This is a genomic window from Pseudarthrobacter sp. YAF2 (assembly GCF_052113345.1).
GTDB lineage: Bacteria > Actinomycetota > Actinomycetes > Actinomycetales > Micrococcaceae > Arthrobacter.
Window position 1 is genome coordinate 59,564 of the sequence record NZ_JBFRDA010000016.1, and the last position, 26,875, is coordinate 86,438.

24 protein-coding genes are annotated in these 26,875 nt (G+C 60.7%); 11 read left to right on the forward strand and 13 right to left on the reverse strand.

From position 1 onward, the window contains the following. Positions 1–1,502 precede the first annotated feature (1,502 nt). Entirely contained in the window at positions 1,503–1,823 is a 321-nt protein-coding gene (locus AB4Y79_RS16795; RefSeq protein WP_441864222.1) for a C40 family peptidase, read from the forward strand. Between the two features lie 675 nt (positions 1,824–2,498). Here AB4Y79_RS16795 and AB4Y79_RS16800 read toward each other — a convergent pair. Then, complete coding sequence (locus AB4Y79_RS16800; protein WP_441864156.1) at positions 2,499–2,963, reverse strand: helix-turn-helix domain-containing protein; 465 nt, start codon at positions 2,961–2,963, stop codon at positions 2,499–2,501. Between the two features lie 292 nt (positions 2,964–3,255). On the opposite strand from AB4Y79_RS16800, the gene AB4Y79_RS16805 reads away from it, so the two are divergent. Then, positions 3,256–3,885, forward strand: a complete 630-nt coding sequence (locus AB4Y79_RS16805) for a hypothetical protein (protein WP_441864159.1) — start codon at positions 3,256–3,258, stop codon at positions 3,883–3,885. Here the strand turns inward: AB4Y79_RS16805 and AB4Y79_RS16810 are convergent. The 6 genes from AB4Y79_RS16810 to AB4Y79_RS16835 all read right to left on the reverse strand — a co-directional run bounded on the left by AB4Y79_RS16810 (position 3,853) and on the right by AB4Y79_RS16835 (position 8,464). Further along, positions 3,853–3,954: an NAD(P)-binding domain-containing protein gene (locus tag AB4Y79_RS16810; RefSeq protein WP_441864161.1), complete on the reverse strand. Its 102-nt coding sequence runs from the start codon at positions 3,952–3,954 to the stop codon at positions 3,853–3,855. The genes AB4Y79_RS16805 and AB4Y79_RS16810 overlap by 33 nt on opposite strands. Positions 3,955–4,270: 316 nt before the next feature. Beyond that, positions 4,271–5,800: an acyl-CoA synthetase gene (locus AB4Y79_RS16815; protein WP_434326550.1), complete on the reverse strand. Its 1,530-nt coding sequence runs from the start codon at positions 5,798–5,800 to the stop codon at positions 4,271–4,273. Between the two features lie 8 nt (positions 5,801–5,808). Then, positions 5,809–6,264, reverse strand: coding sequence for a MaoC family dehydratase (locus AB4Y79_RS16820; protein ID WP_285241516.1), 456 nt, complete (start codon positions 6,262–6,264; stop codon positions 5,809–5,811). Between the two features lie 63 nt (positions 6,265–6,327). Continuing rightward, a complete protein-coding gene (locus tag AB4Y79_RS16825; protein WP_285241517.1) occupies positions 6,328–6,471 on the reverse strand; it encodes a hypothetical protein in 144 nt (47 codons plus the stop codon). Positions 6,472–6,621: 150 nt separating this feature from the next. Then, complete coding sequence (locus AB4Y79_RS16830) at positions 6,622–7,515, reverse strand: amidohydrolase family protein (protein ID WP_434326551.1); 894 nt, start codon at positions 7,513–7,515, stop codon at positions 6,622–6,624. Positions 7,516–7,531: 16 nt separating this feature from the next. After that, complete coding sequence (locus tag AB4Y79_RS16835) at positions 7,532–8,464, reverse strand: SDR family NAD(P)-dependent oxidoreductase (RefSeq protein WP_285241519.1); 933 nt, start codon at positions 8,462–8,464, stop codon at positions 7,532–7,534. Between the two features lie 125 nt (positions 8,465–8,589). On the opposite strand from AB4Y79_RS16835, the gene AB4Y79_RS16840 reads away from it, so the two are divergent. After that, positions 8,590–9,057: a MarR family winged helix-turn-helix transcriptional regulator gene (locus AB4Y79_RS16840; protein ID WP_285241520.1), complete on the forward strand. Its 468-nt coding sequence runs from the start codon at positions 8,590–8,592 to the stop codon at positions 9,055–9,057. A gap of 205 nt (positions 9,058–9,262) precedes the next feature. On the opposite strand, the gene AB4Y79_RS16845 is transcribed toward AB4Y79_RS16840, so the two are convergent. Both AB4Y79_RS16845 and AB4Y79_RS16850 read right to left on the reverse strand, forming a co-directional pair. After that, complete coding sequence (locus AB4Y79_RS16845) at positions 9,263–10,273, reverse strand: PDR/VanB family oxidoreductase (RefSeq protein WP_285241521.1); 1,011 nt, start codon at positions 10,271–10,273, stop codon at positions 9,263–9,265. Positions 10,274–10,308: 35 nt separating this feature from the next. Next, positions 10,309–11,403 carry an aromatic ring-hydroxylating dioxygenase subunit alpha gene (locus AB4Y79_RS16850; RefSeq protein ID WP_285241522.1) on the reverse strand — a complete coding sequence of 365 codons (1,095 nt, stop codon included), beginning with the start codon at positions 11,401–11,403 and terminating at the stop codon, positions 10,309–10,311. Positions 11,404–11,588: 185 nt separating this feature from the next. On the opposite strand from AB4Y79_RS16850, the gene AB4Y79_RS16855 reads away from it, so the two are divergent. Beyond that, the gene (locus tag AB4Y79_RS16855; RefSeq protein WP_441864170.1) at positions 11,589–12,155 is read left to right on the forward strand and encodes a PadR family transcriptional regulator; all 567 of its coding nucleotides are present in this window, start codon (positions 11,589–11,591) and stop codon (positions 12,153–12,155) included. Between the two features lie 658 nt (positions 12,156–12,813). On the opposite strand, the gene AB4Y79_RS16860 is transcribed toward AB4Y79_RS16855, so the two are convergent. The 4 genes from AB4Y79_RS16860 to AB4Y79_RS16875 form a co-directional block, all read right to left on the reverse strand. After that, a complete protein-coding gene (locus AB4Y79_RS16860) occupies positions 12,814–13,935 on the reverse strand; it encodes an agmatine deiminase family protein (protein WP_441864173.1) in 1,122 nt (373 codons plus the stop codon). 464 nt (positions 13,936–14,399) lie between these two features. After that, positions 14,400–14,552, reverse strand: coding sequence for a hypothetical protein (locus tag AB4Y79_RS16865; RefSeq protein ID WP_434326556.1), 153 nt, complete (start codon positions 14,550–14,552; stop codon positions 14,400–14,402). A gap of 117 nt (positions 14,553–14,669) precedes the next feature. Further along, on the reverse strand, positions 14,670–15,815 hold the full coding sequence (locus tag AB4Y79_RS16870) for a flavin reductase (protein WP_285241523.1): 1,146 nt from the start codon (positions 15,813–15,815) through the stop codon (positions 14,670–14,672). 37 nt (positions 15,816–15,852) lie between these two features. Further along, positions 15,853–16,428, reverse strand: coding sequence for a MarR family winged helix-turn-helix transcriptional regulator (locus AB4Y79_RS16875; protein ID WP_434326557.1), 576 nt, complete (start codon positions 16,426–16,428; stop codon positions 15,853–15,855). A 460-nt stretch (positions 16,429–16,888) separates the two neighbouring features. On the opposite strand from AB4Y79_RS16875, the gene AB4Y79_RS16880 reads away from it, so the two are divergent. The 7 genes from AB4Y79_RS16880 (at position 16,889) to AB4Y79_RS16910 (ending at position 26,828) form a co-directional block, all read left to right on the forward strand. Further along, positions 16,889–18,196 (forward strand): NtaA/DmoA family FMN-dependent monooxygenase, encoded by a 1,308-nt coding sequence (locus AB4Y79_RS16880; RefSeq protein ID WP_285241525.1) that lies wholly within the window; start codon positions 16,889–16,891, stop codon positions 18,194–18,196. 3 nt (positions 18,197–18,199) lie between these two features. Next, a complete protein-coding gene (locus AB4Y79_RS16885; protein WP_441864179.1) occupies positions 18,200–19,927 on the forward strand; it encodes a CocE/NonD family hydrolase in 1,728 nt (575 codons plus the stop codon). Continuing rightward, positions 19,924–20,883, forward strand: coding sequence for an ABC transporter permease (locus AB4Y79_RS16890; protein ID WP_434326559.1), 960 nt, complete (start codon positions 19,924–19,926; stop codon positions 20,881–20,883). The genes AB4Y79_RS16885 and AB4Y79_RS16890 overlap by 4 nt, the downstream gene beginning before the upstream one ends. Next, the gene (locus tag AB4Y79_RS16895; RefSeq protein WP_434326560.1) at positions 20,880–21,851 is read left to right on the forward strand and encodes an ABC transporter permease; all 972 of its coding nucleotides are present in this window, start codon (positions 20,880–20,882) and stop codon (positions 21,849–21,851) included. The genes AB4Y79_RS16890 and AB4Y79_RS16895 overlap by 4 nt, the downstream gene beginning before the upstream one ends. 14 nt (positions 21,852–21,865) lie before the next feature. Then, entirely contained in the window at positions 21,866–23,431 is a 1,566-nt protein-coding gene (locus AB4Y79_RS16900; RefSeq protein WP_434326561.1) for an ABC transporter substrate-binding protein, read from the forward strand. Positions 23,432–23,505: 74 nt separating this feature from the next. Then, a complete protein-coding gene (locus tag AB4Y79_RS16905) occupies positions 23,506–25,215 on the forward strand; it encodes a dipeptide ABC transporter ATP-binding protein (protein ID WP_434326562.1) in 1,710 nt (569 codons plus the stop codon). Beyond that, entirely contained in the window at positions 25,212–26,828 is a 1,617-nt protein-coding gene (locus AB4Y79_RS16910; RefSeq protein ID WP_441864183.1) for an amidohydrolase, read from the forward strand. Before AB4Y79_RS16905 ends, AB4Y79_RS16910 begins: the two co-directional genes overlap by 4 nt. Positions 26,829–26,875 lie beyond the last annotated feature (47 nt).

Here is a 26,875-nt window from a genome sequence, read left to right on the forward strand (position 1 = left end):
ATGGTGCAATCCCTTTTACGCGGGCGACGGCGTCGTCGGTGGGTGTTTGGCCTAGCACTGGCGGCTATCCTTGGCGCCCTCATTCTCGTTCTGATCGTGCCGCGGGAGTCCCCGTCGACGTTAGGCAGGAGTGTCCCTACGGCTGAATCTTTGACGCCGCCGACTCTGCCGAATGTTTCCCCGACGCCTACGCCGAGACCAGCGAGGTCAGCTCCACTCTCTAAAGTGCCGGCGTCCGTTCCGCCTGTCACAGCAGATTATCGGGCGCTTGCTTCCGCAGCCGCCGTGGCTATCTATAGCTGGGACACCCGAAGTTCGTCCTATTCGGATGTGTACGAGCGAATTCGGGGTTGGTGGTTCGTCCTCCCTGACGGATCAAATCCGTTGGCTGTCCTCGTCCAGGAGTTTGAGGCAACGGGCGTAAACGCAGGTTCCTTCGCTTCGCTTGCGGGCCAAGGTGCCCATAGGGTAGCAACGTTCGAATCCATGGCATGTGACAACGAACTCGTAAGGGTTCGCGAACGCCCGGCTCCGTGGGTGGGGCTTCATGTCTGCACGGTTCAACTCAAGGTCCTTGACCAGACGGTCAGCAGCAGCAATTCATACACAGCGCCGGTCAGTGTCATGGCTAATTGCCCGCCGGCAGCAACCGCCCCGCCTGATCGATGCCAAATGGTCGGCTTCTACGCCTCGACTAGCAGGATCGTTTATTGATGCCGCATCCGGCTTTGGCGATGGCCCTAGTCAGGCGCCGAACGCTCGTACGGGCTGTAACCGCCGTCGTTCTCGTCATCGTGCTTTCCCTGGGAGTTGTCGTCAGTGCTGTCGCTTTAGCCTTGGCGGGCGACAAGCTGGAATCACCTGTCGCGTGTGTGTCAGGCAGCGGGGCTGTCACACAAAGCGTCCTCGAGAACAGTGGATCTCGGCCGGATGGTCAAGCCGTTGGACTCTCTGCAGGGCAGATTGCTGTGGCACGGGGGTACATTTCCGTCGGGAAGCAACTTGACGTTCCTCGGGAGGCGATGGTGATCGCCATAATGATGTCTCTGCAGGAGTCGACCCTCCGGATGCTGGCCAACGCGAATGTCCCTGCGTCATTTCAGTTTCCTCATGACGGGGTTGGGAGTGACCACGACTCAGTAGGTTCGGCACAGCAGCGGCCAGCGGCTGGATGGGGAACCGTTGCAGAGCTGATGGATCTTTCTTTCAACGCACGGGCATTCTATGGAGGGCCGTCGGGGCCGAATCAAGGCAGTCCGAGAGGGTTGCTGGACGTGCCAGGCTGGTCGGCCATGAGCAAAGGGCAAGCAGCCCAAGCAGTTCAAGTTTCAGCGTTTCCAGAGCTCTATGCTCGATGGGAACCACAAGCGACAGCTATCGTTGACCTGCTCCAGGGTGTCACGACGGTCCCGAAGTGCAGCGCCGAGGAGAGCGGCCGGCCAGAGCTGGTCTCTGCAGAAGGCTTGCCCATAATCCGACAAGACGTTTTGCACTTCACGCAGATGGGTGTGGGTGGTGCCTACGTCTGGGGTGGGACGGCTTTCAAGGCATGGGACTGCTCGGGATTCGTGCAGTGGATCTATCGGCAGGTTGGGATCGAGTTGCCGCGCGTGGAACAGTGGCGCGTTGGGCGAATGACTGATAGTCCTCAGATCGGAGACCTTGTTGTCCAAAACCCTCAGGGTCCCTACAACTGGGGGCATGTGGGCATCTATGCTGGCGACGGAATGATGTACAGTGCGCTCAACCCGTCCGCTGGGACGCTGCTACATCCAATTGATTGGAATCCGGGTACCGCCTATTTCGACCTCTTGGGGTCATAGTAGAATATGCGGCAATACCTGAGAACGGGCTGAACTATGAGGAATTCCATACCGGATATGGTCAGCAAGGCGCCGGCGTCACAACTGACTCGCTGGCGTGGCCAATCCTGAGACTGGACACGGCGGTAATGCTGGCTGTGGTCTTCAGCTCAGTGGCCCTAACGAGGATTTGAGGATGAAGTGTCTCGGACGAGTCCGGGAACTGGTTTCACAATTGTGAGACCGCTGTGTACATCTCCAAACGTGGGCGGACTGGGTGCACAACCCAAAGGGGACAACATCGCGGTCCGGATTCCCGTTTGGATCTTCACGCCGTTGGCTCAACCAGACGGTCTTGTGTAAGCAGTGATGACGGTTACATGTCACGACGGCGGCTGGTGCTTGCTTATGACCAGATGGCTTTAAGTAATGGCGGTATGGGCGATATTCAAGAACAGGCAAAGGTGAAGGCCTTGATGCTGCTCACGATTGGCAACGTTGGCTCATGTCTACAGACGGGCTTCCGAATCCTCGGTTCTTGACCACCGAGCAGGTTGCCGACGAGTTGCCCACCAGCGATGTACAAATTCGGAGCCTGCTCATATCAGCAGTCGAGCGAAAGAATCGCCAAGGGCGCCGTCGATAGTGAACTCGACAAACCATAGAAAGTTGCCGTCGAGTGCAGCGTTCGTTTCGTCAGGTTTGATAGCCGCTACTTTTGCCTTCGTGGCCTTGCTTAGTGTCCAAAACCGTTGAGAACGCTGCCATGATGATGCCGATCTGCTCGCGGTTGAGTGAGGGTCCTTCTGCGGCCATGCGCTGAGCCCAAGCCTTCAGTTCAGCGGTGTCACTGAATTGACGACGGTCCTCGGAAAGGGCGGTGTCTAGGTCCTCTGGATTGACGTAAAGCTTTCCCCCTTTTCTAACCGCGGGGAGCCGTCCGGCCTTGGTATATCTACGGACGGTGTCGACGGAGCGATTACATCCTTCGGCGGCGACCTTGAGGTCGAACATTTTGGTGTTCTGGGTGGAGAAAATAAAGGGGAGCACGTTCTGGTGAGTCAGGCCTATTGATTGGCCCTGGCTATTCTGGGGGGCGGTCAGGGGAGCGGGGGTATGACCGTAGATCTGGCTGAGTCCGTCAGCATGTGAGGGGTCCATGAACCAGCCGGCGCCTACATCTCCACGTTATCCACCAACAGTTCTGAGTCAAATCTTGCACGAAGGCCCCGTCGATCTTGGCCACAATCCTCCCGCCGCCCTGTGGAACAGGGGACGCGAGCTCGCGCAATTTCCGCACATGCCTGTGGACCACGATGTTTGTGAGGTGGGTTGTGCCTTGGTGTGATCCCTGATTTTGCAAAGGTTGCAGCTGATGAAGGAGTTGGCGACACATCCACCGTGCGGTTCTCCGGACAGGGGGTTGACAGAGCCTGCGATGAGAGGATGAGCCATGGCTGTTTTCTCTGAAGAAGATCGCGGGCCGATCGACGAGTTATGTGCGCAGTGGCGCATGCATTCGCTGAATGGTGACGCTTCTGTCCTCCATCCCGACAAATTTCCGGACGCCTGGTCCGCGGACAGGCTCGACAAGCTGAACGCAATGTTCTGGGGCAATCTCCTGGAGGGTAAGGAGGCCGGCGGAAAGTTCGAGAGCAAGTGGGAGCAGCAGCTCGAGGGAGCCCACGTAGAAGTCAGGTTGTTGGCCGCGGAGTGCCTGCTGGTCTACTACTTGATCACTCAATCGGTCGGGCCAGCCCGAAAACTCGAAATGATTAACAAGACCATCGGGCCCGATAACCCAGAACTCCATGTGAGAAGCGACAGCGAGACGTTCCAGGCGCTTCAAAGTTGGATTGCTCATCCCGGACAGTATTACAACACCCGTCAGGACCTCCACGTGGGCTACTTGATGGACCTGGTTTGGCGATTGAAACAGAAGCCGCCGGAAGACAGAGCCGCGCTTCTGCATGACAACCCGTGGGGCTTCGCACAGTTCGCCGAGGAGGGGGACCGCCAGAGCGACGCGATGCGCCACGTCGTGTGCCACTTACTTGGAACCCATGGGTTGCAGATGCGGTGAGGCGGCATCGAACGCCTCTGTTGTCCCACCGGCCATGATGGCTAGCTCACCGGTGATGGCACGCGCCACACCACCTGAGACTGGGGCGTCGACGTAGGCGATGCCCCTGTATCAGCTTCTTCCGCGAGTGCGTCGGTGCTGCCCGGTTCCGATGATCCCATGTCGATGATCATCGAGGAGGATCCTTCGGGGCGAACCTGGCGCGCACCCAGGGTGCACGCTAAACGCGGATCCCGTCTGAGGGGATCCGCGTGACGGTCACGGCGGCGTCGGGACATGCGGCATCCGCTGCACGTGCTCTTGGGTAGCGCATCGACGCGCCGAAATTGCAAATACATGCGGCGACCGCAGGCAGCTTGCCCGTGGCAGTCACTTGGGTACTGTGCTATGCCAGGGTGCTCCTGCGGTAAGTCTCGCGCAGCTCGGTCTTGCGGATTTTTCCGCTGGCCGTGCGAGGCAGATCCTGGACGATATCGACAGTCCGCGGGATCTTGTACCGCGCCAGTTTTCCGTCCAGGTGCGCGACGATGTCTTCCCTGGTGACAGAGCGTCCCTCGGAGGGAACGATAACGGCGTGAACGGACTCACCCCACTTCTCGTCGGGGACCCCAATGACCGCTACGGAGGCCACTGAAGGCAGTTCCATGATGGCCTGCTCGACCTGGGCGGCGTATATGTTTTCCCCGCCGGAAATGATCATGTCCTTGATCCTGTCGGCGATGTATAAGAACCCCTGGTCATCGACGTAGCCCATGTCGCCGGACTTGAGCCAGCTTCCGTCTTGAAAGGAACTCGCCGTGGCGTCGAGCCTGTTCCAGTATCCGGGGATGACGTTGGGGCCCTGGATGAGTATCTCCCCGACCTCATTTCCAACTGCGTCCCGGCCTTCGGCGTTAACAATTCGGATATCGGTGAAAAAGTGCGGAAGCCCGGCCGACCCTGCCTTCTCCCGGGAGTAACGGGGTTGAAGCGATGTGGCGCCCGGGGAAGTTTCGGTCATGCCGTATCCGCCGGAGAACGACAGTCCACGAGCCTCGTAGGCGTCGAGCACGCGCATGGGGACCGCCGATCCGCCGCAGGTGAGCATGCGGATCGAGGAAAGATCGGTGGAATGCCAGTTCGGATCTTCGCTCAGCATTTGGTAAGTCGTGGGCACCCCGGAAAGCGTGGTGATGCCGTGGTGTTCAATGGCAGCCAGGACGGCTGCAGGTTCGAACCTGTCCTGCAGGACCAAGGTGCCTCCCTTGAGCAGCGTCGGCAGCGCACCCATGCCCAGGGAAGCGGCGTGGAACATCGGGGCAATCATCAGCGCCACCTGCGTGCTGGTGACGTCGTAGTCGACCAGCACGTTCAAGGCATTCCATGTCAGGTTCCCATGGGTCAGGATGGCGCCCTTGGGGTTCCCTGTGGTTCCGGAGGTGTAGAGGATCATGCACGTGTCGTTTAGCGAAACGGCACACTCCTGGTGCTCTGCCGAGGCCGCGCGGATCGCCTTCTCATAGGACCCGACGTTGGGCCCTGATTCCACGACGAGTCGACCCGCTATGCGCGCCACGGTGCTGGCCGCCAGGGCCAGGTCGTCGCACTGCCGGGCATTAATGAGTAGGTTCGTTCCGGAATCCTCAAGGGCGAATGCCACTTCCTGCGGGGCCAAGCGGGTGTTGAGGGGAACAAAGACCGCGCCGATGCTTCCGCAGGCGAAGAGCGTTTCAAGGAACGCGGGGTGGTTGTTGCCCAGATAGGCCACCCGGTCCCCGCGTTTGACGCCGTGTCCCGTCAGGGCGTTGGACAACCGGTCAATGCGCTCGGCCAGTTGCTCGTATGTCAGGGTCAAGGAGCCGTCGGTGATGGCGGTGTGCCCTCGGGACTTGACCCGGCGTTTGTGGATCCAGCTTCCCAATCCTTGGTTCAACATCACAGGTCTTAGGCGTAGAAGCGGTAGATGCCGCGCGAGACGACGGCGGGTTTCGGGGCGCCGTCGACCTCGACGACCTGGTCGACGGCGATCTGGTAGCCGCCCTTGACCTCTTCGACTTCTGCGATCTGTGCCTTCATGCGGATCTGTGCGCCGACCGGCACCGGTGATGGAAAGCGGACTTTGTCCAGGCCGTAGTTGACCCGGGTGCTCACACCGGTGACATCGAAAAGCTCGGACCAGAATGCGATTTGCAGGCTTAGCGAGAGGTAGCCGTGGGCGATCGGCCCACCGAACGGGCCCTCTTTGGCTTTCTCCGGGTCGGTATGGATCCACTGGTGGTCGTCTGTCGCATCGGCAAACGTATTGACCTGGTCCTGAGTGACCATCCTGAACTCGCTGTAACCCAGGTCGGTGCCAGCGGCGGTTGCGAGCTGCTCGTAGGAAAGAACTGTCTGGCCCATGAAGGGTCCTCCTTCAATAGATAATGGTGGTTTGGGTATCGCTGGTAGCGCCGAGGCTTCCGTCTAGCGGAAAGCCCCGACGGCGGTGGCGTGTCCTAGAATCAACGCGTTTAACTCGTTGCCCCCGCAGGCTTCCCGGGCCAGCGCGGCGGTCTCCCGCAGCATCCGCGCGGTCAATGTTTTGGCCATCGCTGAGTTCTCGTCCACGTAGATGCCTTTGTCTTGCGCCTGGGTGAGGCTGGCCTAACGTGGCAAGGGACGCGGTGACCTTGGTGAGCTACCGGGCAGGTTCTCCTGCATGATCCGCAGGCTGGTTTTGCTCTCGGCCCTGCCCAGCTTCACTCCCGGCGCAGCCGGTCATGGAGAGTTCAGTCCCAGGACCCGGACCGCGTTATCCTTCAGGATCAGCGGGCGTATCTCGTCCTTGAGCGGCAGCTCGGCAAAGGCGCCGAGCCACTTCTCAGGGGTGATCAGCGGGTAATCGGTTCCGAAGAGCACCTTGGTGGCCAGTACGTTGTTGCTCATCTTCACCAGCGAGGCCGGGAAGTACTTCGGGCTCCAGCCGGAAAGGTCGATGTACACGTTCGCCTTGTGCGTGGCGATCGAATTGGCCTCGTTCTGCCAGGGCATCGAGGGGTGCGCCATGATGATCGTTAGGCCCGGAAAGTCGGCTGCCACGTCGTCAAGGAGCAGTGGGTTGGAGTAGCGCAGCTTGATGCCGCGTCCTCCGGGTAGCCCGGCACCCATGCCATTCTGTCCGGTGTGGAAAATGCATGGCAGCCCGAGTTCCTCGAGTGCAATCCAGAGCGGGTAGAACTCTTCGCTGGAGGGGTCGAAGCCTTGCAGCGAGGGGTGGAACTTGAAGCCACGCACGCCGAGCTGTTGGGCTTGACGGCGGGCCTCGGCGACGGCGGCCCGACCGGTGCGCGGATCAACCGAGCCGAAGGGGATCAGCACGTCGTTGTTGCGCGCCGCCCCGGCAACCAGGTCATCGATCGAGTTCGGTTCATGTCCCAGCGCGGTGCGTGCATCGACGGTGAACAGGACCGCGGCCATCCTCGCCTCACGGTAGACCTCGGCGATCCTGTCCACTGAGGGAGTGCGCTCCTCGGACTTGAAGTAGGCGGCCGATGCCTCGAAGAGGTCCTCAGGCATGGCCTTGTGACCGCAGTCGTCGACCTCAACATGGACATGCATGTCAATCGCGGTGATCGACCCGGGGTCGATCCCGGATTCGTAGCGGATGCTCATGGCGTGCGTTTCCTTGCTACTTTGCTGCCGCTTCGGTTTGCAGCTCGGCCGGAAGCTCGGGGAAGGACTCGCCTACTGACTGCAGCTTGTCGCCGAAGAGTGCATCGAACTGGTCCTGCAGGGTGTAGTAGTCCCAGCCGCCGTCATGAAACTCAGAAATAATGGCGTCCGGGTGGCTCCACAGCTGCAAGCGGTCTCCGCCGGCACCGATGGCCTGACCGGTGATCTTGCCCGCTTCCTCCGAGGCCAGGAACGCGATCAGCCCGGCGACATCGTCGGCGGTGCCGAAGCCCAGATCCTTGCGGAAGAAATCTGGCATTGCCTCGCCGCGCTCGTCGGCCTCCACGGCCTTGGCGAAGAAGGGGACAGTCTTGGTCATGGCGGTGGCCGCGACCGGGATGACCGCGTTAACGGTGACTCCCGTGCGCTTCATCTCCAGCGCCCAAGTGCGCACCATCCCCACGATGCCGGATTTGGCAGCTGCGTAATTGGTTTGGCCAAAGTTTCCGCGCTGGCCCGTGGGCGAACCGATGGTGATAATGCGCCCGGCGACGCCGTTTTCCTTGAAGTAGCCGAACACTTCGCGAACGCACGTGAAGGTGCCACGCAGGTGTACGTCTATGACGAGATCGAAGTCCTCGTCGGTCATCTTCAGGATGGACTTGTCACGCAGCACGCCGGCGTTGGTGACAAGGATATCCAGTCGGCCGAAGTTCCGGGTGGCTGCCGCAACCAGTGCCTTGGCGGTTTCGCTGGAGCCAACCGGCGCCACCACGGCTACGGCGTTGCCGCCCGTGCCAACGATCGAGTCCACAGCCTTTGCCGCGACATCGGCGTCGACGTCGTTGATAACCACGGCGGCACCCAGGCGGGCCAGCTCCTGGGCATAGCTCAGACCGAGGCCACGCCCGCTACCGGTGACTACCGCTACTTTTCCAGCCAGTGACATGTCCGCTCCTTCAAAGTGGTGTTGTTCCCACCAAAGCATCGTGGGAACCTTGCTTGGTACATAAGAACTTAAACTCTTAAAAAAATCAATGATTAATTTTATTATCTACTTCTCGAGGCACTGACTTGGTAAGCAAAAGCAGTACGAGCACCGACCCGATTGATCGTTTCCTCTCGTGTGAACTGGCAGGTGAAATCGAATTTTTGACGGCACGAACCCGCGCGTTGGGCGTCGCGAGGGCCAATGAGCTGCTGGAGCCATTGGGGCTGAAGGTCCGTTCCTACTCGGTGCTGTCCCTGTCCTGCAGCGGTCTCGCTCCCACGCAACGGGAACTGGCTGACTTCCTCTCCCTGGAACCCAGTCAGATTGTGCCTCTGGTCGATCACCTGGAGAGCCGCGGACTCGTCGAGCGCCGCGCCGATCCCAAGGATCGACGTTCCAAGATTATTGCGGGAACATCCGCCGGGCACGAGTTGTACAGGAAGGCGCGTCTGGTCACCGCACAGGGTGCATCCATAGCACTGGATCAGCTGAACGCGGCGGAGCAGGAAACACTGCGCGAGCTGCTGGCGCGCGTAGCCTTCAACCGCTGAGGCACAGCCTTCAACTCCAGTGGCGGAGAGGCCAGGCGGGGTCGCCCGCATTACGGTTCCTGAGGATGAGCCGTTTAATGGCACCACACCACTTTCGTTGCAGGTCCTGTTCTCTTGCTCCCCCTGGGTCCGATCCTGCAGCGGAATGCCGACGGCAGGACGCGCTGTGTCTCGGGCATTCCGCGTTGGGCTACATTCGCTATGGTCAGGAAATCTCTACGGTCACCACCGCGGGGCCGGGGAGGGAGGCGCTGGCCATCAGGCCTTTTCGTGAGGTGACTGCCCGTGACACGCAGCATGTCATCTTCTCGGTGGCGGCCCGCTGGCGGGCGCTGTAAAAGACATCGCGGTGGTCGATGGCCCCGTCAAGCTTGAGGATTCTTACCTCACAAAGTCCACATTCGCCTTTCCGGCAATCGAACATCATATCCGCGCCGGCATCCTCGAGAGCTTCGAGCATGGAGCGTTCCTGTCCCACCGTAACTTCCAGTCCCAGATTCGGAACCCGAACGATGAATTCCTCCGGGTCGTGCCAGCCGCTGTTGCCAAATGTTTCGTAGCGCAGGTTGGGGTAGCTGAGTTCGCGTTCGATCCAGGTACGGCGGACGGCGTCCATGAGACGGATGGGCCCGCACATGTACAGTTCGGTATCGTCCGTGGCGCCTGCGACGAGTTCGTTTACGTTCAGCGGCGTTCCCTCGTCATCGATGTGGACGGCCAGCTTCTCGCCGTGGAGCTGCCGTAGCTCCTCCACATAGGCCATCGCCGCGCGGCTGCGGCCGGCATAGACCAAGGTGTAGTCCAAGCTCAGGTTCCTCAGGACTTTGGCCATATTGGTCATCGCAGTGATGCCTATGCCACCTGCCAACAAGATGTAGCGTTCGGCACCGACTCGGAGTGGGAAGTTCTGCAACGGCTGCGTGAATTCAAGCACATCGCCCGCTTTGAGGTTGTGCATGAAGATCGATCCGCCCCGGGACAGGGGAACCTTCAGAACACTAATGACGAGGTGCGTGCCGTCCTCGCTTGACTCGACGACTGAGTAGGACCTCGTGTCCTCGTGCCCCTCAATGCGGACCCTCACGTCAACATGTGTGCCAGGTTCTGCTTTTTTGGGAAGATCCGACGCGAGTACGATCCGTTGGATGTTGGTGGCGATCTTCTGGACCTCAACAACTGTTCCCCGTTGCCAGACCTCTATGTTTGTTGCTGCCATGTCAATTTCACCTTTTTAGTTCTGTCTGTCCCGCTCTAGGCGAGGGAAACCAGACGGCCTTCGGATTGCAGCTGTCGCTCGATCAGGCGCCGAACCCACATGCCGCCGGAATCGATGTTCAAGTTGTAGAACTCGTAGTCCGGGTTGGCATCAATGGCAGCCTGTTGGGCCTTAAGCATGGCTTCGTCCTCACCGAACACACCATGGACTCCCTGCCGCAACTGAGTCGTGATCAGTTGGCTGTCGAGGCGATAATTGCGCATGAATGCCCAGAAATAGTGGCAGGATTTCTCGCTTTCAGGGGTGATGGCATTCATCACGAAGCCGTTTACGCCCTGGCTGCGGTTACCCTCAAATGCTCCTGACCCTGCTTTGGCGACTCCAACATCGATGTTGATCACTGACGGGGATCGGTAGGTGATGATTTGCCACCTGTCGACTTTGCCTTCGAAGCCTGGGAATTTGTCGCGCATATTTTTGAGCCAGAACGGAGGAGCATCAATATTGAACATCCAGCGTGCAACGGTGACGGTGCTGTCATCGTGGGTAACAACGAAGTCCGATTCGCTCAGCTCGTCCTGTCCGATGGAAGAGGAATGAATAAATTCCTCGTGGGTGAGATCCATCAGGTTGTCCAGCACCAGCTGGAAATTGCACGGCGCGTAAATGGTTTCGCCGTCGCCTGCCCACGCCGATGAATCCAACTGGTGCATGTCGGGCACCAGCCCGGCGTCGGCCTTGGTTGGGTCACCGAGCCAAACCCACACGTAGCGGTGGCGCTCGACGACGGGAAACGACGGAACCGTTGCGCTGGGGTTGATGGTCTCCTGCGCTGGCATGGAGACGCAGCGTCCAGCCGAGTTGTACACGATGCCGTGGTAGGGACACTGGATCTGGTCCTTGCCGAGGGTCTTGCCGAGGGACAGCGGCGCGAGCCTGTGCCAACAGGCGTCGGCAAGGGCCACTGCCTTGCCGTCCTCTGTGCGATAAAGCGCCAGCGAGCGGCCGGCGACTTTCCGCGACATTGGTTGACGGGTCACTTCCTTGTCCCAGGCGGCGACGTACCAGACGTTCAAGGGATAGCCGAGAACTTTATTGGTTGTGGAGCTCTGGGTATTGGCAGCAGTCATGGTTTTCCTTCATACACAGTGGGCGTCGACAATGGCGCCGAAGGGTTGCTAGGGAACGATGGACTGTCCCACTTAGATAACTATCGGCATAGTTAGTGCGTTTGATTCCAGACTATCTATGGATATAGTTATTGACTAGAGTTGAAGGAAAAGAGGGTCATTCTGTGAGTCTCCGGTACGCACTGTTGGCGCTGCTGTCGGTGGAGCCGATGACGGGTTACGACCTGTCAAAACGCTTCGAATCATCAGTTGCGTATGTGTGGCATGCCCCGGATTCGCAGATTTACCCGGAGCTGAGGCGGATGGAAAAGGGCGAGCTCCTGGCCGCGGAAGAAATACCCTGGGGTCCGAACAGCAAGAAGACGCGGTATCGGATAACGGGGTCCGGCATTGCAGCGTTCCGGGCGTGGATGAACACACCGTTGGAGTACTCCCGTGAGCGGGATCCGGTGCACCTGAAGGCGGCTTATCTGGAATGGGCCGACCCGGAGTCTGCGCGGGCGCACATGCAGGCCCACATCTACTACCACACTCTCCGCAGGCGACAGTGGGAGGGCATGATCAATGAACTGCGGACGGGCACGAATGTGATGCTGAGCAAACGCCTCGCCGTGACCCCGGAAGCGGACCGGCGGCGCACCACCGCTTACAAGATCTTCACCTATGAGGGTCTGATCGCCCGCGCTGAGACGGAAATAGAGTGGGCCCGACGCGGCCTGAAACTCGTTGATTCATTAGATGGTGCTTCCTGACTGCAACAAGCCGATTGGCTCCTAACTTCCGGCGGACCTCCGGTGCAGGTCTGCCTTGCGCATTCCCCGGTCGGCTTCCGCGGCAGCTCTTTACCTGGTGGCCAAGAACGCCCTCCAACGAGCCCAAGAAATCCCGGCGCAGATGCATATCCCAGCCAACATCAGCCCAATTTCAGGCGAGTACTACGGAGAGCCGTGGTGGCCCTGAGCCATGCCTCATCCGCACGTGCCCATGCGAGGGGCTGGCAACCCCTGCCCCTGCGAGTCGTGGCAAAGCCGCTCGGGCTGTCATCGTCACATTGGTTGTTGTCCGGAGGGGCGGTGCACGACCACTCGCTCGGCACTAACTCTTACGAGCGTCGAGGGGCGCCTGCCGGAGGTGGGCGGGTGCATGGAGCGGACCCTAACGGCGTCGTGCTCAATGCGGGGCGGACTACCAAATGGATTGTGTCTAAGGGCCCAAGCACCGCTTGCATTGCTCGCCGTCTACCGGAGGCGGTCGCCTCTTTGATCGCATCAGGGCTGATCACCACCAGTGCGTAGAGGAACATCCCGGACGAATCAAATTCTTCGATCCGCTGCAGGTACCGGCGCACCAGTTGCTCGTTAGTGATTTCACCTGCTTTCGACGCCGACCGCAGCAGAGTGATGGTGGCCTCTACGACGTTGAGCGCTCATGCCGTGTTCGCTTCCCGTTGCCCGAAGCCGGCGCGGGCTGTTGCTGGGTAATGCAGTGGATTCCGCCGCCGAAGGCGAAAATGTCCCGGGCATCCACCAGTTCCACCGTCCTGCCAGGGTAGGCGCATTCCAAAATCCCTTGCGCAATGGCATCATTTGGGTCATCGAAAGCGCAAAGGATGACGACGTTGTTGGCAACGTAGTGGTTGATGTACGACCAATCGACGTAGCCTTCTTCATCTCTGAGCGTGGTAGGGGCTGGAACGTCAACAAGGCGCAGCGGACGACCCTGAGCATCAATCTCGCGTTCCAGGACGGACTTGACTTGTAGGTAGACAGCGTAGTCGGGATGTGTAGGGTCATCTTGGCGATGTAACAGTATAGTGCCCGGGCCCGCGAATGCCGCCACGATGTCAACATGGCCGCGGGTGCCGAACTCGTCGTAGTCACGAGTGAGTCCTCTTGGCAGCCAAATGGCTTTGGTGGTACCCAGCGCCGCATGAATCTCGTCTTCGACGCTTTCCTTGGTTGCGCCAGGATTGCGGCCCGGATCGAGCTGAACGGTTTCGGTCAACAGAACGGTTGCCTGACCGTCTACGTGGAAACCGCCGCCCTCATTCACCAAGGAACTCCGCTTGACCGGTATCGAGGCTGCGGACGCTACAGCGCGGGCCACGTTCTGGTCGTTGCCCCACGAAGCCCAGGCTTGGGCTCCCCAGCCGTTGAAGACCCAGTCGACGGCCGACAGGGACCCATCTGCTTGGTGCGTGTAAGTGGGGCCGCTGTCCCTTAGCCACGCGTCATCCAAGGGCACTTCGATGACGGTGATACCACCACCAAGCCAAGTTCTGGCCGCGTCCAAGTCGCCGGGGTCAGCCAGGACGGTCACCGGCTCATACCTGGCGATCGTTTGCGCTACGGTGGCCCAAGCGGTGCGGGCGCGCTCCAAGGTTGGGCTTCCCTTAGCGCCGAAGGTGGCGTTGGCTGGAGGGAAGGCCATCCAGGTCCGGTCATGCGTTTCCCATTCGGCTGGCATACGGCTTTGTAGGGTGGCGGCAAGAGGGGCGGCAGATGCGGCTTTTGCTATATCGGCGGAGGTCATGTGTGATCCGGTTCCTTCGATTCGTCAGGGGCTCCGAAGCAGGCCATACGCGTCGACGATGCCTGCCCGGACGGCCCTTTATTGGAAATGTCAATATTGGACTGCCGTTGGTTCTCTCTAAGGTTCGTCGGAGACCCCATCAGAGCTCCACGAGTACCTGTCCGTGGGTCTTGATGATGAGAAATACCTCCGCATCGATGAGACGCACTCGGGTCTCGTCCGGGCTCAAAAGGTTGACCAGCCCCAATGGAGGAAATGTCCTAACGACGCTTCCGGAGTGATAGATCTTCCCGTTGTGCCAGGCTTGGATATACTCGCCGGGCTGAAGGTCTTCGACAGGACATCCATGCTCTCCTTGTGAATCGATTGCTTCCGATGTCACACGACTATCACGCTGTCGAGGAGAAGCATCTGCATAGCAGCCTGCTCTGCTACCGGCGGTGACGCCATCCGTGCTCACGTTGTTACTCCACGGGAACAACGCTGTGGCCAAGCGCCAGGCCGTAGAGGGCCCTGGGTTCACAACCTGAAGCCTCAATCCAGATCAAGTCTCCGTTCGCGCTCACGCATTCAACGCGTCCCACCCGGACCATGGTGCCCGCTTCCATGACCTTCACAATTCGTCCTAAAAGCTCGTGGCTATCTTCGGGACCGTGCTTGCTTTGTATTCTGAGGTCCGGTTCCATTGGCGGTTTTCCTTATAAGTGCGTTGAGACGGAAAGGGCAGTAGCCATTTAGAACACTCCGCCCCAAGCGTGTACAGCGCTGCGGACGGCACCGCGGACGAGATCGTTCTGCTCACGTAAAAGTCCCTTTGCAGCGTCCACGTCGCGTTCGCTTAGGGCGCGCACATAGGATGCCAGCAGATTGTGGCCGCGGCGCTCCTGCCAAAGTTTGTCGTCGTAGGTTCCCAGCCAAGCCGCAGCGAGGCTGCACTCCCGGAAGCGGTCGACCAGGTCGCGTGAGTGCGCCAGCCCGACGACCGCAGCGTGGAAGTCAAGGTTCAGCTCGAGGAAAGCCTCCAGGTCACCGCTGGTTTCCAGCGGCATCGCGGCAAGATTCTGGGCGTTCAGTACGAGCGATGCGATCTCGTCATCACTTGCGTCGCTAAGGTATTTATCGATCACGCCGCTCTCAAGCGCATAACGGGTGCGATACACGCCATCCACTGCATCTGCCGTTAGCGGTGTGACGGTGAAGGAACCATCGGCCTCGTTTTTGTCCACCAGCCCTGCTGCGGTCAGCCGCATCAGCGTGTTGTAGACGGTAGTCGTCGTGATGCCAAAGTCTGATGCCATGTGTTCGAGGTCGACCTCACTGCCCACTGTCACCGCGCGCTGCAGGATCCAGCGGCGAGCAGCCAGGAATGCATGACGTTCACGGGTCTCATGGAACTCCCCGAACTGTCCGCGGTAGTAGGCGAGTGGCTCACCGAGGTGGGCTTCCGCGCTAAGCACCCGCCCGAAGAAGACGGTATGGGTACCCCCGATGTGCGTCTCTTCCACGGCACATTCCATACCTGCGAGCCGACCGGGAAGCAGTGGCTGGCCTGCAGCCCCGGTCTCAAGCCGAAGCCCCTCAAAACGATTATCAAGCGGACGGGCAAATCGTACTGCCAACTCGCCTTGGGCGGACGATAGCACATTCGCAGCGAACTTCCCGGTGCTCAGGAGTGCATCGTGCGTGCTGCTCGATTGGTTCAAGCAGACGAGTACCATCGGCGGGTCAACTGAAAGTGAACTGAAGGCCGAGACTGTAGTACCGAAAAGCTGGTCACCTTCGGTGGTGGTGATGATGGTTACGCCGGAGGCGAAGTGGCCGATGACGTTGCGAAATGCGACGTCATCGATGGGAGGAAGCTGCGGGAGGTTCACTGGCATGAATGGCCTTTCGTGTATTTGAGGAGTTTCGTCGCGGTCAGCTGTTCACGGCATGTCCGTCGGCATAGGGCCGGGCGCGCGGCCCGAGCATGATCTGGCCGAGGAGTCCTTGCAAAACCATCCGCTCGGGTGCGGAGAGGGGGTTGAGCCACTCGTCGATGAGAGCGAGATGCCTGGCGTGCGCGTGGCTTACCAACTCGCTACCGGTTGGGGTTAGGGTCATAACGATCGATCGCAGGTCGGTCGTGGAATCGCGCGTCGTGACCAGCTCTTTCTTCTTAAGCGTCTTCATCGTGGATGAGACTGAGGCCCGGCTCATAGCTGTAGAGGTTGCAACTTCGTGCGGCTGCTGCGGACCCGCTATCCATAGCGAGAAGCAGACCCTGAACTCGGTCCAGGAGAGAGCTGCTGGCCGCAATACCTCATCCTCCGCGTCGTTTAACATGAGGCGATTGACGCGGCGAAGCAGCAAACCGATTGCGGCGGCGTCCTCCAATCTTGCATCGGCGAATTCGTCACGGGCGCGGCTCCGAGCACGATCAAGGAACGTGCCAAAGCGGTCCCCGGCCTGGTTAACCGTCGCAAGGTCCGGAGATTCGACTGTTTCGCTCATTTGCACTCTCTCTGCCCCGATAGGAGGTCTGCTCCCAGATTAGAACCCTCGATCTGTGGAACTAGTTCAGCTATTTGCTACCATCTTGGGTTCATTCTCCAGCAAAAGCAAGGCTCTCGGCCGACTTTTCTCTGAAAGTAGTTCACTCATTGACTACTTTGCGAAGCGGTGTTAGCGTGATCTCCAGCACAAAGTGGAGCCGCCGAAGACGATCGAGCCGGGCCAGTAAGGCGCCGCAGTGAAGTTGCCAAAATGGATGGAGCGTCAATGTCAAAGTCGTCACCGAACGGCAGAGGCCGATATCCCCACCCGGATTGTTTGCTACGGATCTCTAGAGCGGATTTCCGCTTTTCACTATGACTACGTGGGCTGCCCTGGCAGAACGCGATCGGGATTGTGTGGCTGACTACCAGCGAAAGCCGCAATTCTCCCTTGACCCCAAGTACCCGAAAGGCATCGCATGACCCGCCAGATGACCCTCACGACCTTCCTGCTGCCCTTGGGCTACCACCGCAACAGCTGGCGGCTTCCCGGTAGCCGCGCCGAAGAGGTCCCGGGCCTCGAATTCGTAGTATCTCTTGCGCAGATGGCCGAGAAGGCCAAACTGGACGCGGTATTCTTCGGCGACATCTCCCATGCAAACGGAGCCATGCGCGGTGACACGATGATGAACGGCTTCTACGAGCCGATGACCGTGCTCTCTGCCATCGCAGCCCGCACGACGAAAATCGGCCTCATCGGTACGCTCTCGACCAGTTTCACCGAGCCCTACAACGCGGCTCGTCAACTGGCCGCACTGGACCACCTTTCGGGCGGCCGGGCAGGGTGGAATGTCGTAACCTCAACGGACGGGTTCGCCAACTTCGGAATCAAACAAGTGCCTGACCCGATCGAGCGTTACCGCCGTGCGCAAGAGTTCGTGGAGGTCGTGCTCGCGCTTTGGGACAGTTGGTCGGATGACGCAGTGCTCGTCGACCGTGCCGCCGGTCAATGGCTCAATCCGGGAAAGCTACGCCGGCTCAATTTCGAAGGAGAATTTTTCAACGTCGAGGGTCCAATCCCGGGGCCGCGTTCACCTCAAGGGCGCCCGGTGATCGTGCAGGCCGGTTCGTCAGGGCCAGGCAAGGCACTCGGAAGTGCTGTTGCTGATGCAATCTACACCGCCCAGTCTCTGCTTCCCGCTGCTGTGGAGTTCGCCGAGGAGTGTCGAGGGCTTATCTCGGAAGCCGGCCGCAACGCCGGCCACGTCAAGATCCTGCCGGGCATCGTTCCGGTAGTCGCCGACACTGCAGCCGAGGCGAATGAGATTGCGCAGGCGCTCGGGGAACTGCTGGACTACGGTCAAGGGCGTCTGGAGATCGCAGCCCAGCTTGGTATCGATATCGATGACATCGACCTCGATGACCGTGTCCCGGAAGACCGCTTCCCAGCGCCGGAGCGGCTGAGCAGCAGGCAGAACATCTTCCGGAGTAAGGCCGTGGACGGCGGCCTTACCCTTCGCGAGCTGGTTCTTGATCGTGCACGATCCACCGGCCACCAGTGGATCGTTGGAACCCCATCCACGGTGGCAGATCGAATGCAGCAGTGGTTCGACTCAGGGGCGTGCGACGGTTTCAACCTCAATGCTCCCTATAACCCTGACGGGTTCGAACGTATCTGCAGCAAGCTCGTGCCCGAGCTACAGGACCGCGGCATCTTCCGAAGCGAATACACAGGTAATACTCTGCGCGACCATCTGGGCCTGCCCCGCCCGAATGTGCGGTTCTGACCGATGACGATCAGCGAGGGAACCATGAAGACATCACGAACGACAATCACTCGGCCTGGCGTTCATCCGAGCGAGGTCGTCGGCAAGCCGGCGCCGCCGCCTCTGCGGCGGGAGAGTATCACGACACATGGCCTGCGGCTCGAGAAGGACCTCGCCATCGTCCTCCGTGACAACACGACCATCTATGCTGACGCCTACCTCCCGGAGTTCGAGGAGGCTTACCCTGTTTTGCTTGCATGGGGACCTTACGGAAAACACTGGGTCACGGACCGCATGTTCCCGGGGGCAGACGTTGACCCGGAGTGGATCTCGCCTCTGACCGGCTTCGAGGCGCCCGATCCCGTATTTTGGTGCGCGAACGGCTACGCCGTCGTGCTCGTGGACCCACGCGGACTGTGGCATTCGGAGGGAATCTTCCCGCACAACGGCCCCCAGGAACGCGAGGATCTCTATGACACTATCGAGTGGATCGGCAGCCAGCACTGGTGCTCAGGTAACGTCGGCATGCTGGGCGTGTCCTACCTGGCGGGGAGTCAGTACCAGGCGGCAGCTGCTCGTCCGCCGTCGCTGAAGGCCATCAACCCGTGGGAGTGCTTCTCGGATTGGTATCGGGAGTTCGCCTACCACGGCGGCATCCCCGAGACTGGCTTCCGGCCACGGGTCTCCCAGAATGTTTCGTACTCGCTGAACGGCACCGAAGATCCTGAGGCGAACGTAATAGCCCGCCCACTCGACGATCCCTACTATGCCGATAAATACGGGCAACTGCATGAGATCGACATCCCGGCATATGTGGTCGCGTCCTGGAGCGACCACGGCCTCCACACTCGTGGCACGCTCGCGGCGTACTCCGCAATAGGTTCCGAACAAAAGTGGCTTGAGGTGCACGGCCAGAAGAAATGGCGTCAGTTTTACGCCCCGGAAAGCCGGGCCAGACAACTCGCGTTTTTTGACACCTTCCTAAAGGGGGAGGACCGCGGGCTCGAGCGATGGCCGAGTGTACGGCTCGAGGTACGGGACGATCCCCGCAAGAATCGCGCACGGTGGGTTGAGCAAGCCTTCTGGCCCCCTGCTGGGGACTACCGTTCGTTAAACCTTGACATGGCGACCCGCCAGCTCACCCCTGAGGTCACACCAGCCGGAGAGCTGCGGATCGACCCACTCAGTGAGTCAGTGGAGCTCCGCTACGTCTTCGACCGCGACACCGACCTCATCGGCCCGATGTCCCTTCGGCTGTGGCTGCGCGTCGACCTTGGCGAAGGGACCGATCCGGAGGTCGCGCTCGACGCAGACGTTTTCGTCATCGTGCGCAAGCTGGATCGCGCTGGAGACGAAGTGACTTTTCCCATTAATGCCCTGTTCTCCGATGGTCCGGTCGCCCTTGGATGGCTACGTGCAAGCCATCGCGCACTTGACCCGGTTCGCTCGACAGCACTCGTACCTTGGCACCCGCACACGGGCGAACAGACGCTCGAAACCGGAGTGCCCGTACCACTTGAGATTGAGGTCTGGCCACAGGCGACCCACTTCGCCGCAGGCGAGAGCCTGATGCTTGTGGTGCAAGGCAGAGACTACAACGTGCGGCCCCCAGTTGCCGGACGTCCTCCGCTGCAGATCCTGCACGAGGATCTGCGCAACCGCGGCGCCTGGACACTTCTGGCGGGGCCCTGTTACGACAGTCGTCTGCGGATACCTGTCGACCAGGCCTCTGTCCGCGACGGGCAGTGGTGAGTCCATTGCTCCGTTATATTGCAGGACGCGTAGCAGCCGCAGTTGCTGTGCTGTTTGCCCTCTCGGTGCTGTGCTTCTTGATCGTCCGGCTTATCCCAGGGGACCCGGTTGCCAACATCGTCAACAGCAACTCCGCCACACCCGAACACATCGCATCCATCCGGGCGCAACTAGGTCTGGACCGGCCCTGGCCCGAGCAGTACCTCACATGGCTCGGCGGACTTCTCACGGGCAACCTCGGCCGCTCGCTGACCTTGCCCGTACTGCTCCAGGATCAGGTCGCGACCCGCCTGCCCGTAACGATCGAACTGGCCGTCATCGGCACAATCGTCGCGGTGATCTTCGGATTGTGCTTCGGAACGGCCTCGGCCTATTGGCGTGGCAGGATACCCGATGTCTCGATCCGAGCACTCGCCTTCATCCTGCTCGCGCTCCCGGAGTTCATCGCCGCGACCCTCGTGGTGGTCGTCAACTCGCTGACGCTCCGCCTTCCCCTACTTGGTTACGTGCCGTGGGAGCAGAGCCCTACAAAGAACATCATGTCGTTGCTAGTTCCTGGCATCGTGCTCGGTCTCGCAAGCGGGGCCGTGCTGACCCGCTATGTACGCAGCTCGCTGCTTGATGCCCTCGATCAGGACTATATTCGCACCGCGCGCGCCAAGGGCGCCTCTCATCTACGGCTCGTCTTCGCACATGCGCTCCGTAACAGCATGATCCCGGTCGTTACAGTCATCGGAACCTCGCTGGCACTTCTAATCGGTGGCACCGTCGTCATCGAAAACGTGTTCTCGCTGCCTGGGATGGGGACCGCACTTATCACGGCTATGAACACGAGCGATTACCCAGCAATCCAGAGCTACGTCGTGATCCTCGGCGCGTTCTACGTCGTGATCAATCTGCTCGTCGACGTGAGCTACCCCTTGATTGATCCTCGAGTAAGGCTGGTGAAGAAGTGACCGCAACCGCACAAACCCCAAGGCGTTACACACACAAGCGAGGCGGAAACTGGGAGCTGTGGCTCGGAATCGCTCTGCTCGCCGGCCTTGCGCTCTTCGCGCTGACGAGCCTGCTGCCCGGAGTCGATGCGGAGGGTTATGGATCCACCGCCCTGTCCGCTCCATCACCCCAGCACCTGCTCGGCACCGACAATCTAGGACGAGAGATGTCGGCCCGACTTTCGACCGCAGCGCTCAGCGGGCTACTGCTCGCTGTAGTTGCCACGCTCCTTGCAGCGGTTGTGGGCACAGCCCTGGCACTTGTCGCATCCTACTTCGGTGGTCTCTGGGACTTGATTATCATGCGCGGCGCCGATCTTGTACTCTCGATTCCCGGCCTGCTCCTGGCACTCGTAGTGAAAGCCATTCTTGGGCCAGGAATGATCACACTTCTTGTGACCATGACGGTGTTGTTCGCCCCGGTGCTCGCGCGCATCATGCGAGGTCCCATGCTCGCCGTCCAAGAACGCGGTTTCGTGACTGCAGCCGAGATTGCAGGGTGCTCTCGCTGGAGCATTGCGACCGGGCACATCCTTCCGAACGTACTCACGCCCCTGCTTGTCACCGCGGCCGGCATCGCTGGCCAGACCGTCCTCGTCGAGGCCACCCTTAGCTACCTCGGCCAAGGTACGCCGCCCCCGAGCCCCTCCGCTGGCCGAATGGTCAATGAGTTTCAAAAGTACATGCTCGTGTATCCACATCTGATCGTGCTGCCTGCCATCCTCATTCTTCTGCAAGTGGTCGCCTGGAACCTGCTCGCTGATGGTTTACAGAGGGTCATTCGCGGCGGCTCCCGCACCCGGTGGAGCGCCCTGATGGCGCTGATCGCCGGCTGGAGACCGGCCCGCGGGGCCACGAAGCATACGGAGGACCTCACGCCCGACCCCCACCAGCAGCACACCACCACACGCACTACCGACATTTATTGATTGGAGTATCAAGCATGAAGAAACGCACGCTCCTGCGAGTCGGCATCGGCGCCGCACTCGCAACCACACTTGCTCTGACCGCCTGCAGCGGCCCGGCCCCAACGTCACAAGATTCCCCACGAACTGGCGGGGTGCTCCGCTACGGCGTCGACTCCCTACCGGTAGTCGGTGGTCTGGACCCTGTCGAAGGTACCCAAGCTCTGGCCAACCGCATCGTGCTTGCCCAAATGTACGAGACGCTGCTCACCGTCGACGAAGCCGGCAAAATCCAGCCGGGCATCGCCAGCGCCTGGACAGAGTCTGCCGACGGCAGGACATTCGACTTCACCATCCGCAATGACGTCACCTTCGCAGACGGTAAACCGCTCACCCCCGAGGATGTCGCATACTCAATCTCCGCCGCCGCGCCAAACGCGCCCGACCAGCTCGCTGGATTTTCACAGGCGCGTGTCGCCGACGGCGGCAAGGTCGTAGTCACCTTCGACCAGCCGAACGGGTCCTTCCTTCCGATTGCCTCGGCATGGTCGGGCATGTTTATCTTCAGCAAGCAATGGTACGAGAGCACCCCCAAGGATGAGCGCATGCGCTCGGCCGACGGCTCCGGCCCATTCGTCTTCGACAGCTGGCAGGACGGCGTCAAGCTCACGCTTAAGAAGAACGAGAAGTTCCACAGTGCCAATGACGTCAAACTCGACGGCATCGAATGGGTGCAAGCCCCCGACAACTCCACCCGGCTAGCTATGCTGCAGCAAGGCCTTCTTGAGGCAGCTGAGGTCACCGACCCAGTCATCGCCGACCAGGCCAAGGCCGCGGGATTCGTTGCGGGCGCCGCGCCCGTGCTGCGGAACATGTCCCTGATGATCTCCGCAGCCGGGACGCCGTTGGAGAATATCGACGTACGCCGTGCCGTCTCGCTCGCGATGGACCGCGACGAGATCATCCGCGTGGGCATGACCGGTAAGGGCGAGTCAGCACTGCCGATACCGCCAGGCGATCCGCGCAAACTCGAGCAGAATCCCGCTGATGCTCCTTACTACAAGCACGACCTCGAGGAGGCGAAGAGCCTAATAAAGAAGTCGGGGCTCAGCGATATCTCCATCGACCTCACCTACGCGGGAGACATCAATGCGGCCGATGTCCCCATCCTCGAAGTGATCAAAGAACAGCTCAAGCGTGTCGGAATCACACTCAACCTCAAAGCAGAAGCCTGGTCAACGATCTCAGCGATCTTCGGCGGAGCGCCAGCTCCCTCCGGACTCATCATGATCCCGGCCATCGCCCAGTCCGACATCAGTGGCTATTTCGCGCCTACAAGCGGGAGCGTGCTCGACTTCTGGGGAGAAAACCCCGATGCCAAACAGGCCCGTGCAATTGTGTTGCAGATGATCCACGAGCCGAACCCCGAGAAGCGTCAAAAGCTGGCTCAGCAGGCAACAGACGAATACACCAAAAATGTACTGGTGCTGATTCCTGCTTCGCGCGTACTCGGCTACGAGTTCCTCTCCACGAAGGTGCAGGGCTACAAGCCCGACCCCTTCATGGGCCGGATTCACCTGAAAGACGCCTGGCTCCAAGGCTGAGACGTCCAAGCCCAACAGCGAACGGGGTTCCCGCCTTCCGGCGGGAACCCCCCGGTTAAACTAAGGACCGAGCAATGAACCAGCAGCATGCCCTCCACGTCGAGCGGCTCAGCATCGCCTACGGCACGGGCGCGCCCGTGGTATCCGACGTCTCGCTGCATGTCGCCCCAGGTGAGGTCGTCGGCATAATCGGCGAATCCGGATCAGGCAAGTCGACGATCGCCACGGCCGCAATGGGGCTGCTTCCACCGAGTGCCATGATCCAAGCCGAGCGCCTGGAGGTCGCAGGACGCGACCTTCTAACAGCCAGCGAACGTCAGCTCCGGGCGATGCGCGGGCGAGTGGCCTCAATGGTCTTCCAGGAGCCAATGACAGCGCTCAACCCGGTAATGTCCATCGGCGACCAGATTGTCGAGGTAATGCGTATCCACAAGCTCGCGACTCGCCAGGCAGCCCGCGCACGAGCCCTTGAACTCCTTGAACTGGTACACATGCCGGATCCACAGATGCGCATGCGCCAATATCCCCACCAGCTCTCGGGCGGCCAGCGGCAGCGTGTAATGATCGCCATTGCACTCGCGGCCGATCCGGCACTGCTGGTCGCGGACGAGCCGACCACTGCGCTCGACGTCACCGTACGGACCCAGATCCTGTCTCTGCTGCTCGAGCTTCGGGACCGGCTCAATCTGGGCATCCTCTTGATTTCCCACGATCTGACGATGATCGGCGCCAACTGCGACCGCATCAACGTCATGTACAAGGGCCGAATCGTGGAGGAAGGCAGGGCAGGGAAGGTGCTGCAGTCCCCCCGCAGCCCCTACACTGCTGCACTACTTCAGTGCGCCCCTGGAGCTCATATCCCGCCCCGGACACGGTTGAGCGTCGTCAGCGAAGTGATGGAGCGGCAGACATCGTCGGCGGATTCTGAGGACCGCCCCTCAGCGACGACCTTGACGCTCGTCGAGCCAACCCCGACGCTCAGCGGCTGGGATCCCGAGGGGCCCGAATCCTTCGTTCGATTCAACGCGGTCACCAAGGACTACCGCACATCGTCCTTTGGTCATACCCAAGCGCTCAAGGGCATCACTTTCGGTCTACGTCGCGGCGAGACCTTCGGTGTGGTCGGTGAATCGGGCTCGGGAAAGAGCACCCTCGCGAAGCTGGCCATGCGTATCGAGGCCCCAACAAGCGGAACGGTAAGTTACGAAGGAGTGGACCTCGCAACCCTGCGGGGTCGTGCACTACGTGACCATCGCCGTCGAGTACAAATCGTTTTTCAGGACCCTAACGACACCCTTGACCCAAGGCACGCCGTAGGCCGGTCGATCGCTGAGCCCATGTCAGCCCAAGGCCGGCGCGGCCCCGCCGTCGCGGCGCGAGTGGAGGAGTGTCTCGAACTTGTCGCGCTTCCGGCCGACGCGGCAAGTCGGTACCCGCACGAATTCTCGGGTGGACAGCGTCAACGCATCGCAATTGCACGCGCCCTGGCGACAGACCCGGAACTTATCGTGCTGGACGAGCCAACCAGCGCACTCGACGTCTCAGTGCAGGCGCAGATCCTCAATCTCCTAGCCGACATCCAAGCGCGCACGGGCGTGACCATGCTCTTCATCTCGCACGACCTTGCGGTCATCCGGCACCTCTCGCACCGCGTGGCCGTAATGCGGCAGGGGGAACTCATCGAGTACGGAGAAACAGAAACGGTGTTTTCAGCCCCGCGCGAGGAATACACACAGCAGCTGCTTCAGGCCACCGAGCTGGCGCAAGAAAGGAATACAGCATGATCAGTGACTCCCACATTCCCCTCGACCTCGTCGTGACGGCCGGGCGCATCGATACCGGTGAGGGAGGCCAAACCGGAATCAGCGCGCTTGGAGTGAGACGAGGCCGAATCGTCGCCCTCGGCACTTCCGCCGAAGTGGCTGACTGGCCGGTAGCCGGCTCCACAGCCCACCACGACTTCGCCGGCGCTACTGTCTGCGCTGGTCTGTCGGACCCGCACTCACACCCGGTGCACGGTTTGCTCGGCATGCGCGGCATCGACCTTGGTGAAGTCCAGAATTCGAGGCAACTGGCCGCGAGGCTCTCGGCGGAGGCAGCGCGATTGGATCCCGGTCAGTGGATCATCGGTCGCGACTTACATCCCGAAGTTTTCGAGGGAGACCCAAACAGTGAACCCCTCGACCTTGGAAGCCCGAAGAATCCCGTTTTCCTCCGTCTTATTGACTTCCATGCTGGTGTGGCGAACTCCTGCGCGTTGAAAGAGGCAGGGATTACCGGGGCGACTCCGCTGCCAGGCGCTGCCGAGGTGGTGCTCGACACGGCGGGAGCACCGACTGGATACCTGAAAGAGTTCGCCGCGATGCGGCTCGTCGAAGACATGGCGCCCGTGCAGAGCGACCGGGAGCGCGCCGACGCACTCCTGCAGTTGCTGCGCGAGATGGCGGCCAGCGGCCTGACCGCGACACACTCCCTCACGTTCGATCAGAGCTGTGTGTCTGCTCTCGAGCTGATCGAAACAGACACAGACCTGCCGCTGCGGGTCCGGCTCTCACCGGTATGCCGCAGTGGGGCGCAAGACGGCGATTACATGATCGATGAGATCATACGCATGCAAGGCGTAGGTGGCAGGGACTGGATGATCGAGGGGGCCAAGTTCTTCCTCGACGGCACAATCGACAACGGTACAGCGTGGCTCCGCGAAGCGGACACCTTCGGCGAATCGACCCGTTCAGTCTGGGACGATCCCCAGCAGTACTCGGCCGCCCTGCGGCAGTTCCACGACGCAGGGATCTCCACGGCAACGCACGCCATTGGTGACGCCGCGGTCCAACACGCGCTGCGCGTCATCGCCTCGCTTGAACGGCGGGAGAATTCACCACGGCACCGCATCGAACATGTCGAGATTGCCGACGACGACCTCGTCCATGAGTTCGCCGCTAGCGGCGCGATCGCCAGCATGCAGCCGGCACATGCTGCCATGTCACTCGGTGTCGATGGCTCCAGTGTCTTCTCGCGCAGACTTGCCGAGCGAACCGGAACTGTCTTCCGTGTACGCTCCCTTATCGAGGCGGGAGTCGTCGTGGCGTTGGGTTCGGACTGGCCAACCGGGCCGTTCGATCCACGGACCATCATGGCCATGGCGCGGACGCGGCGCGCACCCGGAACCGATATGGACCCCGTGCTGCCCGCGGAAGCAGTTACGGCCAGGCAGGCACTGACGGCCTACACGTCGGCCGTAGCGACTCTTCACGGCACGGAGACAACCGAAGGTGTGATCGCACTGGGCGCTCTCGCGGACCTCACCATCTTTGAATCAGACCCGCTGACAGTCGAGGCGGATGCACTAGAGGATGTGCCGGTTCTTGCAACCTTCGTGGCCGGGCGGCGCACGTGAACGCGGCCCACGGCCGATCATGACTCGCTCTGGAGCCACCGCCGCCT

Bases quoted from the DNA above. Each gene is read 5' to 3' on its own strand.
- AB4Y79_RS16875 (WP_434326557.1), bottom strand. From the start codon at position 16,428: ATGAGCGAAACAGTCGAATCTCCGGACCTTGCGACGGTTAACCAGGCC.
- AB4Y79_RS16905 (WP_434326562.1), top strand. From the start codon at position 23,506: ATGAACCAGCAGCATGCCCTCCACGTCGAGCGGCTCAGCATCGCCTAC.
- AB4Y79_RS16880 (WP_285241525.1), top strand. From the start codon at position 16,889: ATGACCCGCCAGATGACCCTCACGACCTTCCTGCTGCCCTTGGGCTAC.
- AB4Y79_RS16820 (WP_285241516.1), bottom strand. From the start codon at position 6,264: ATGGGCCAGACAGTTCTTTCCTACGAGCAGCTCGCAACCGCCGCTGGC.
- AB4Y79_RS16850 (WP_285241522.1), bottom strand. From the start codon at position 11,403: ATGACTGCTGCCAATACCCAGAGCTCCACAACCAATAAAGTTCTCGGC.
- AB4Y79_RS16870 (WP_285241523.1), bottom strand. From the start codon at position 15,815: ATGCCAGTGAACCTCCCGCAGCTTCCTCCCATCGATGACGTCGCATTT.
- AB4Y79_RS16815 (WP_434326550.1), bottom strand. From the start codon at position 5,800: ATGTTGAACCAAGGATTGGGAAGCTGGATCCACAAACGCCGGGTCAAG.
- AB4Y79_RS16860 (WP_441864173.1), bottom strand. From the start codon at position 13,935: ATGACCTCCGCCGATATAGCAAAAGCCGCATCTGCCGCCCCTCTTGCC.
- AB4Y79_RS16830 (WP_434326551.1), bottom strand. From the start codon at position 7,515: ATGAGCATCCGCTACGAATCCGGGATCGACCCCGGGTCGATCACCGCG.
- AB4Y79_RS16845 (WP_285241521.1), bottom strand. From the start codon at position 10,273: ATGGCAGCAACAAACATAGAGGTCTGGCAACGGGGAACAGTTGTTGAG.
- AB4Y79_RS16805 (WP_441864159.1), top strand. From the start codon at position 3,256: ATGGCTGTTTTCTCTGAAGAAGATCGCGGGCCGATCGACGAGTTATGT.
- AB4Y79_RS16910 (WP_441864183.1), top strand. From the start codon at position 25,212: ATGATCAGTGACTCCCACATTCCCCTCGACCTCGTCGTGACGGCCGGG.
- AB4Y79_RS16885 (WP_441864179.1), top strand. From the start codon at position 18,200: ATGACGATCAGCGAGGGAACCATGAAGACATCACGAACGACAATCACT.
- AB4Y79_RS16795 (WP_441864222.1), top strand. From the start codon at position 1,503: ATGGGTGTGGGTGGTGCCTACGTCTGGGGTGGGACGGCTTTCAAGGCA.
- AB4Y79_RS16900 (WP_434326561.1), top strand. From the start codon at position 21,866: ATGAAGAAACGCACGCTCCTGCGAGTCGGCATCGGCGCCGCACTCGCA.
- AB4Y79_RS16835 (WP_285241519.1), bottom strand. From the start codon at position 8,464: ATGTCACTGGCTGGAAAAGTAGCGGTAGTCACCGGTAGCGGGCGTGGC.
- AB4Y79_RS16800 (WP_441864156.1), bottom strand. From the start codon at position 2,963: ATGGACCCCTCACATGCTGACGGACTCAGCCAGATCTACGGTCATACC.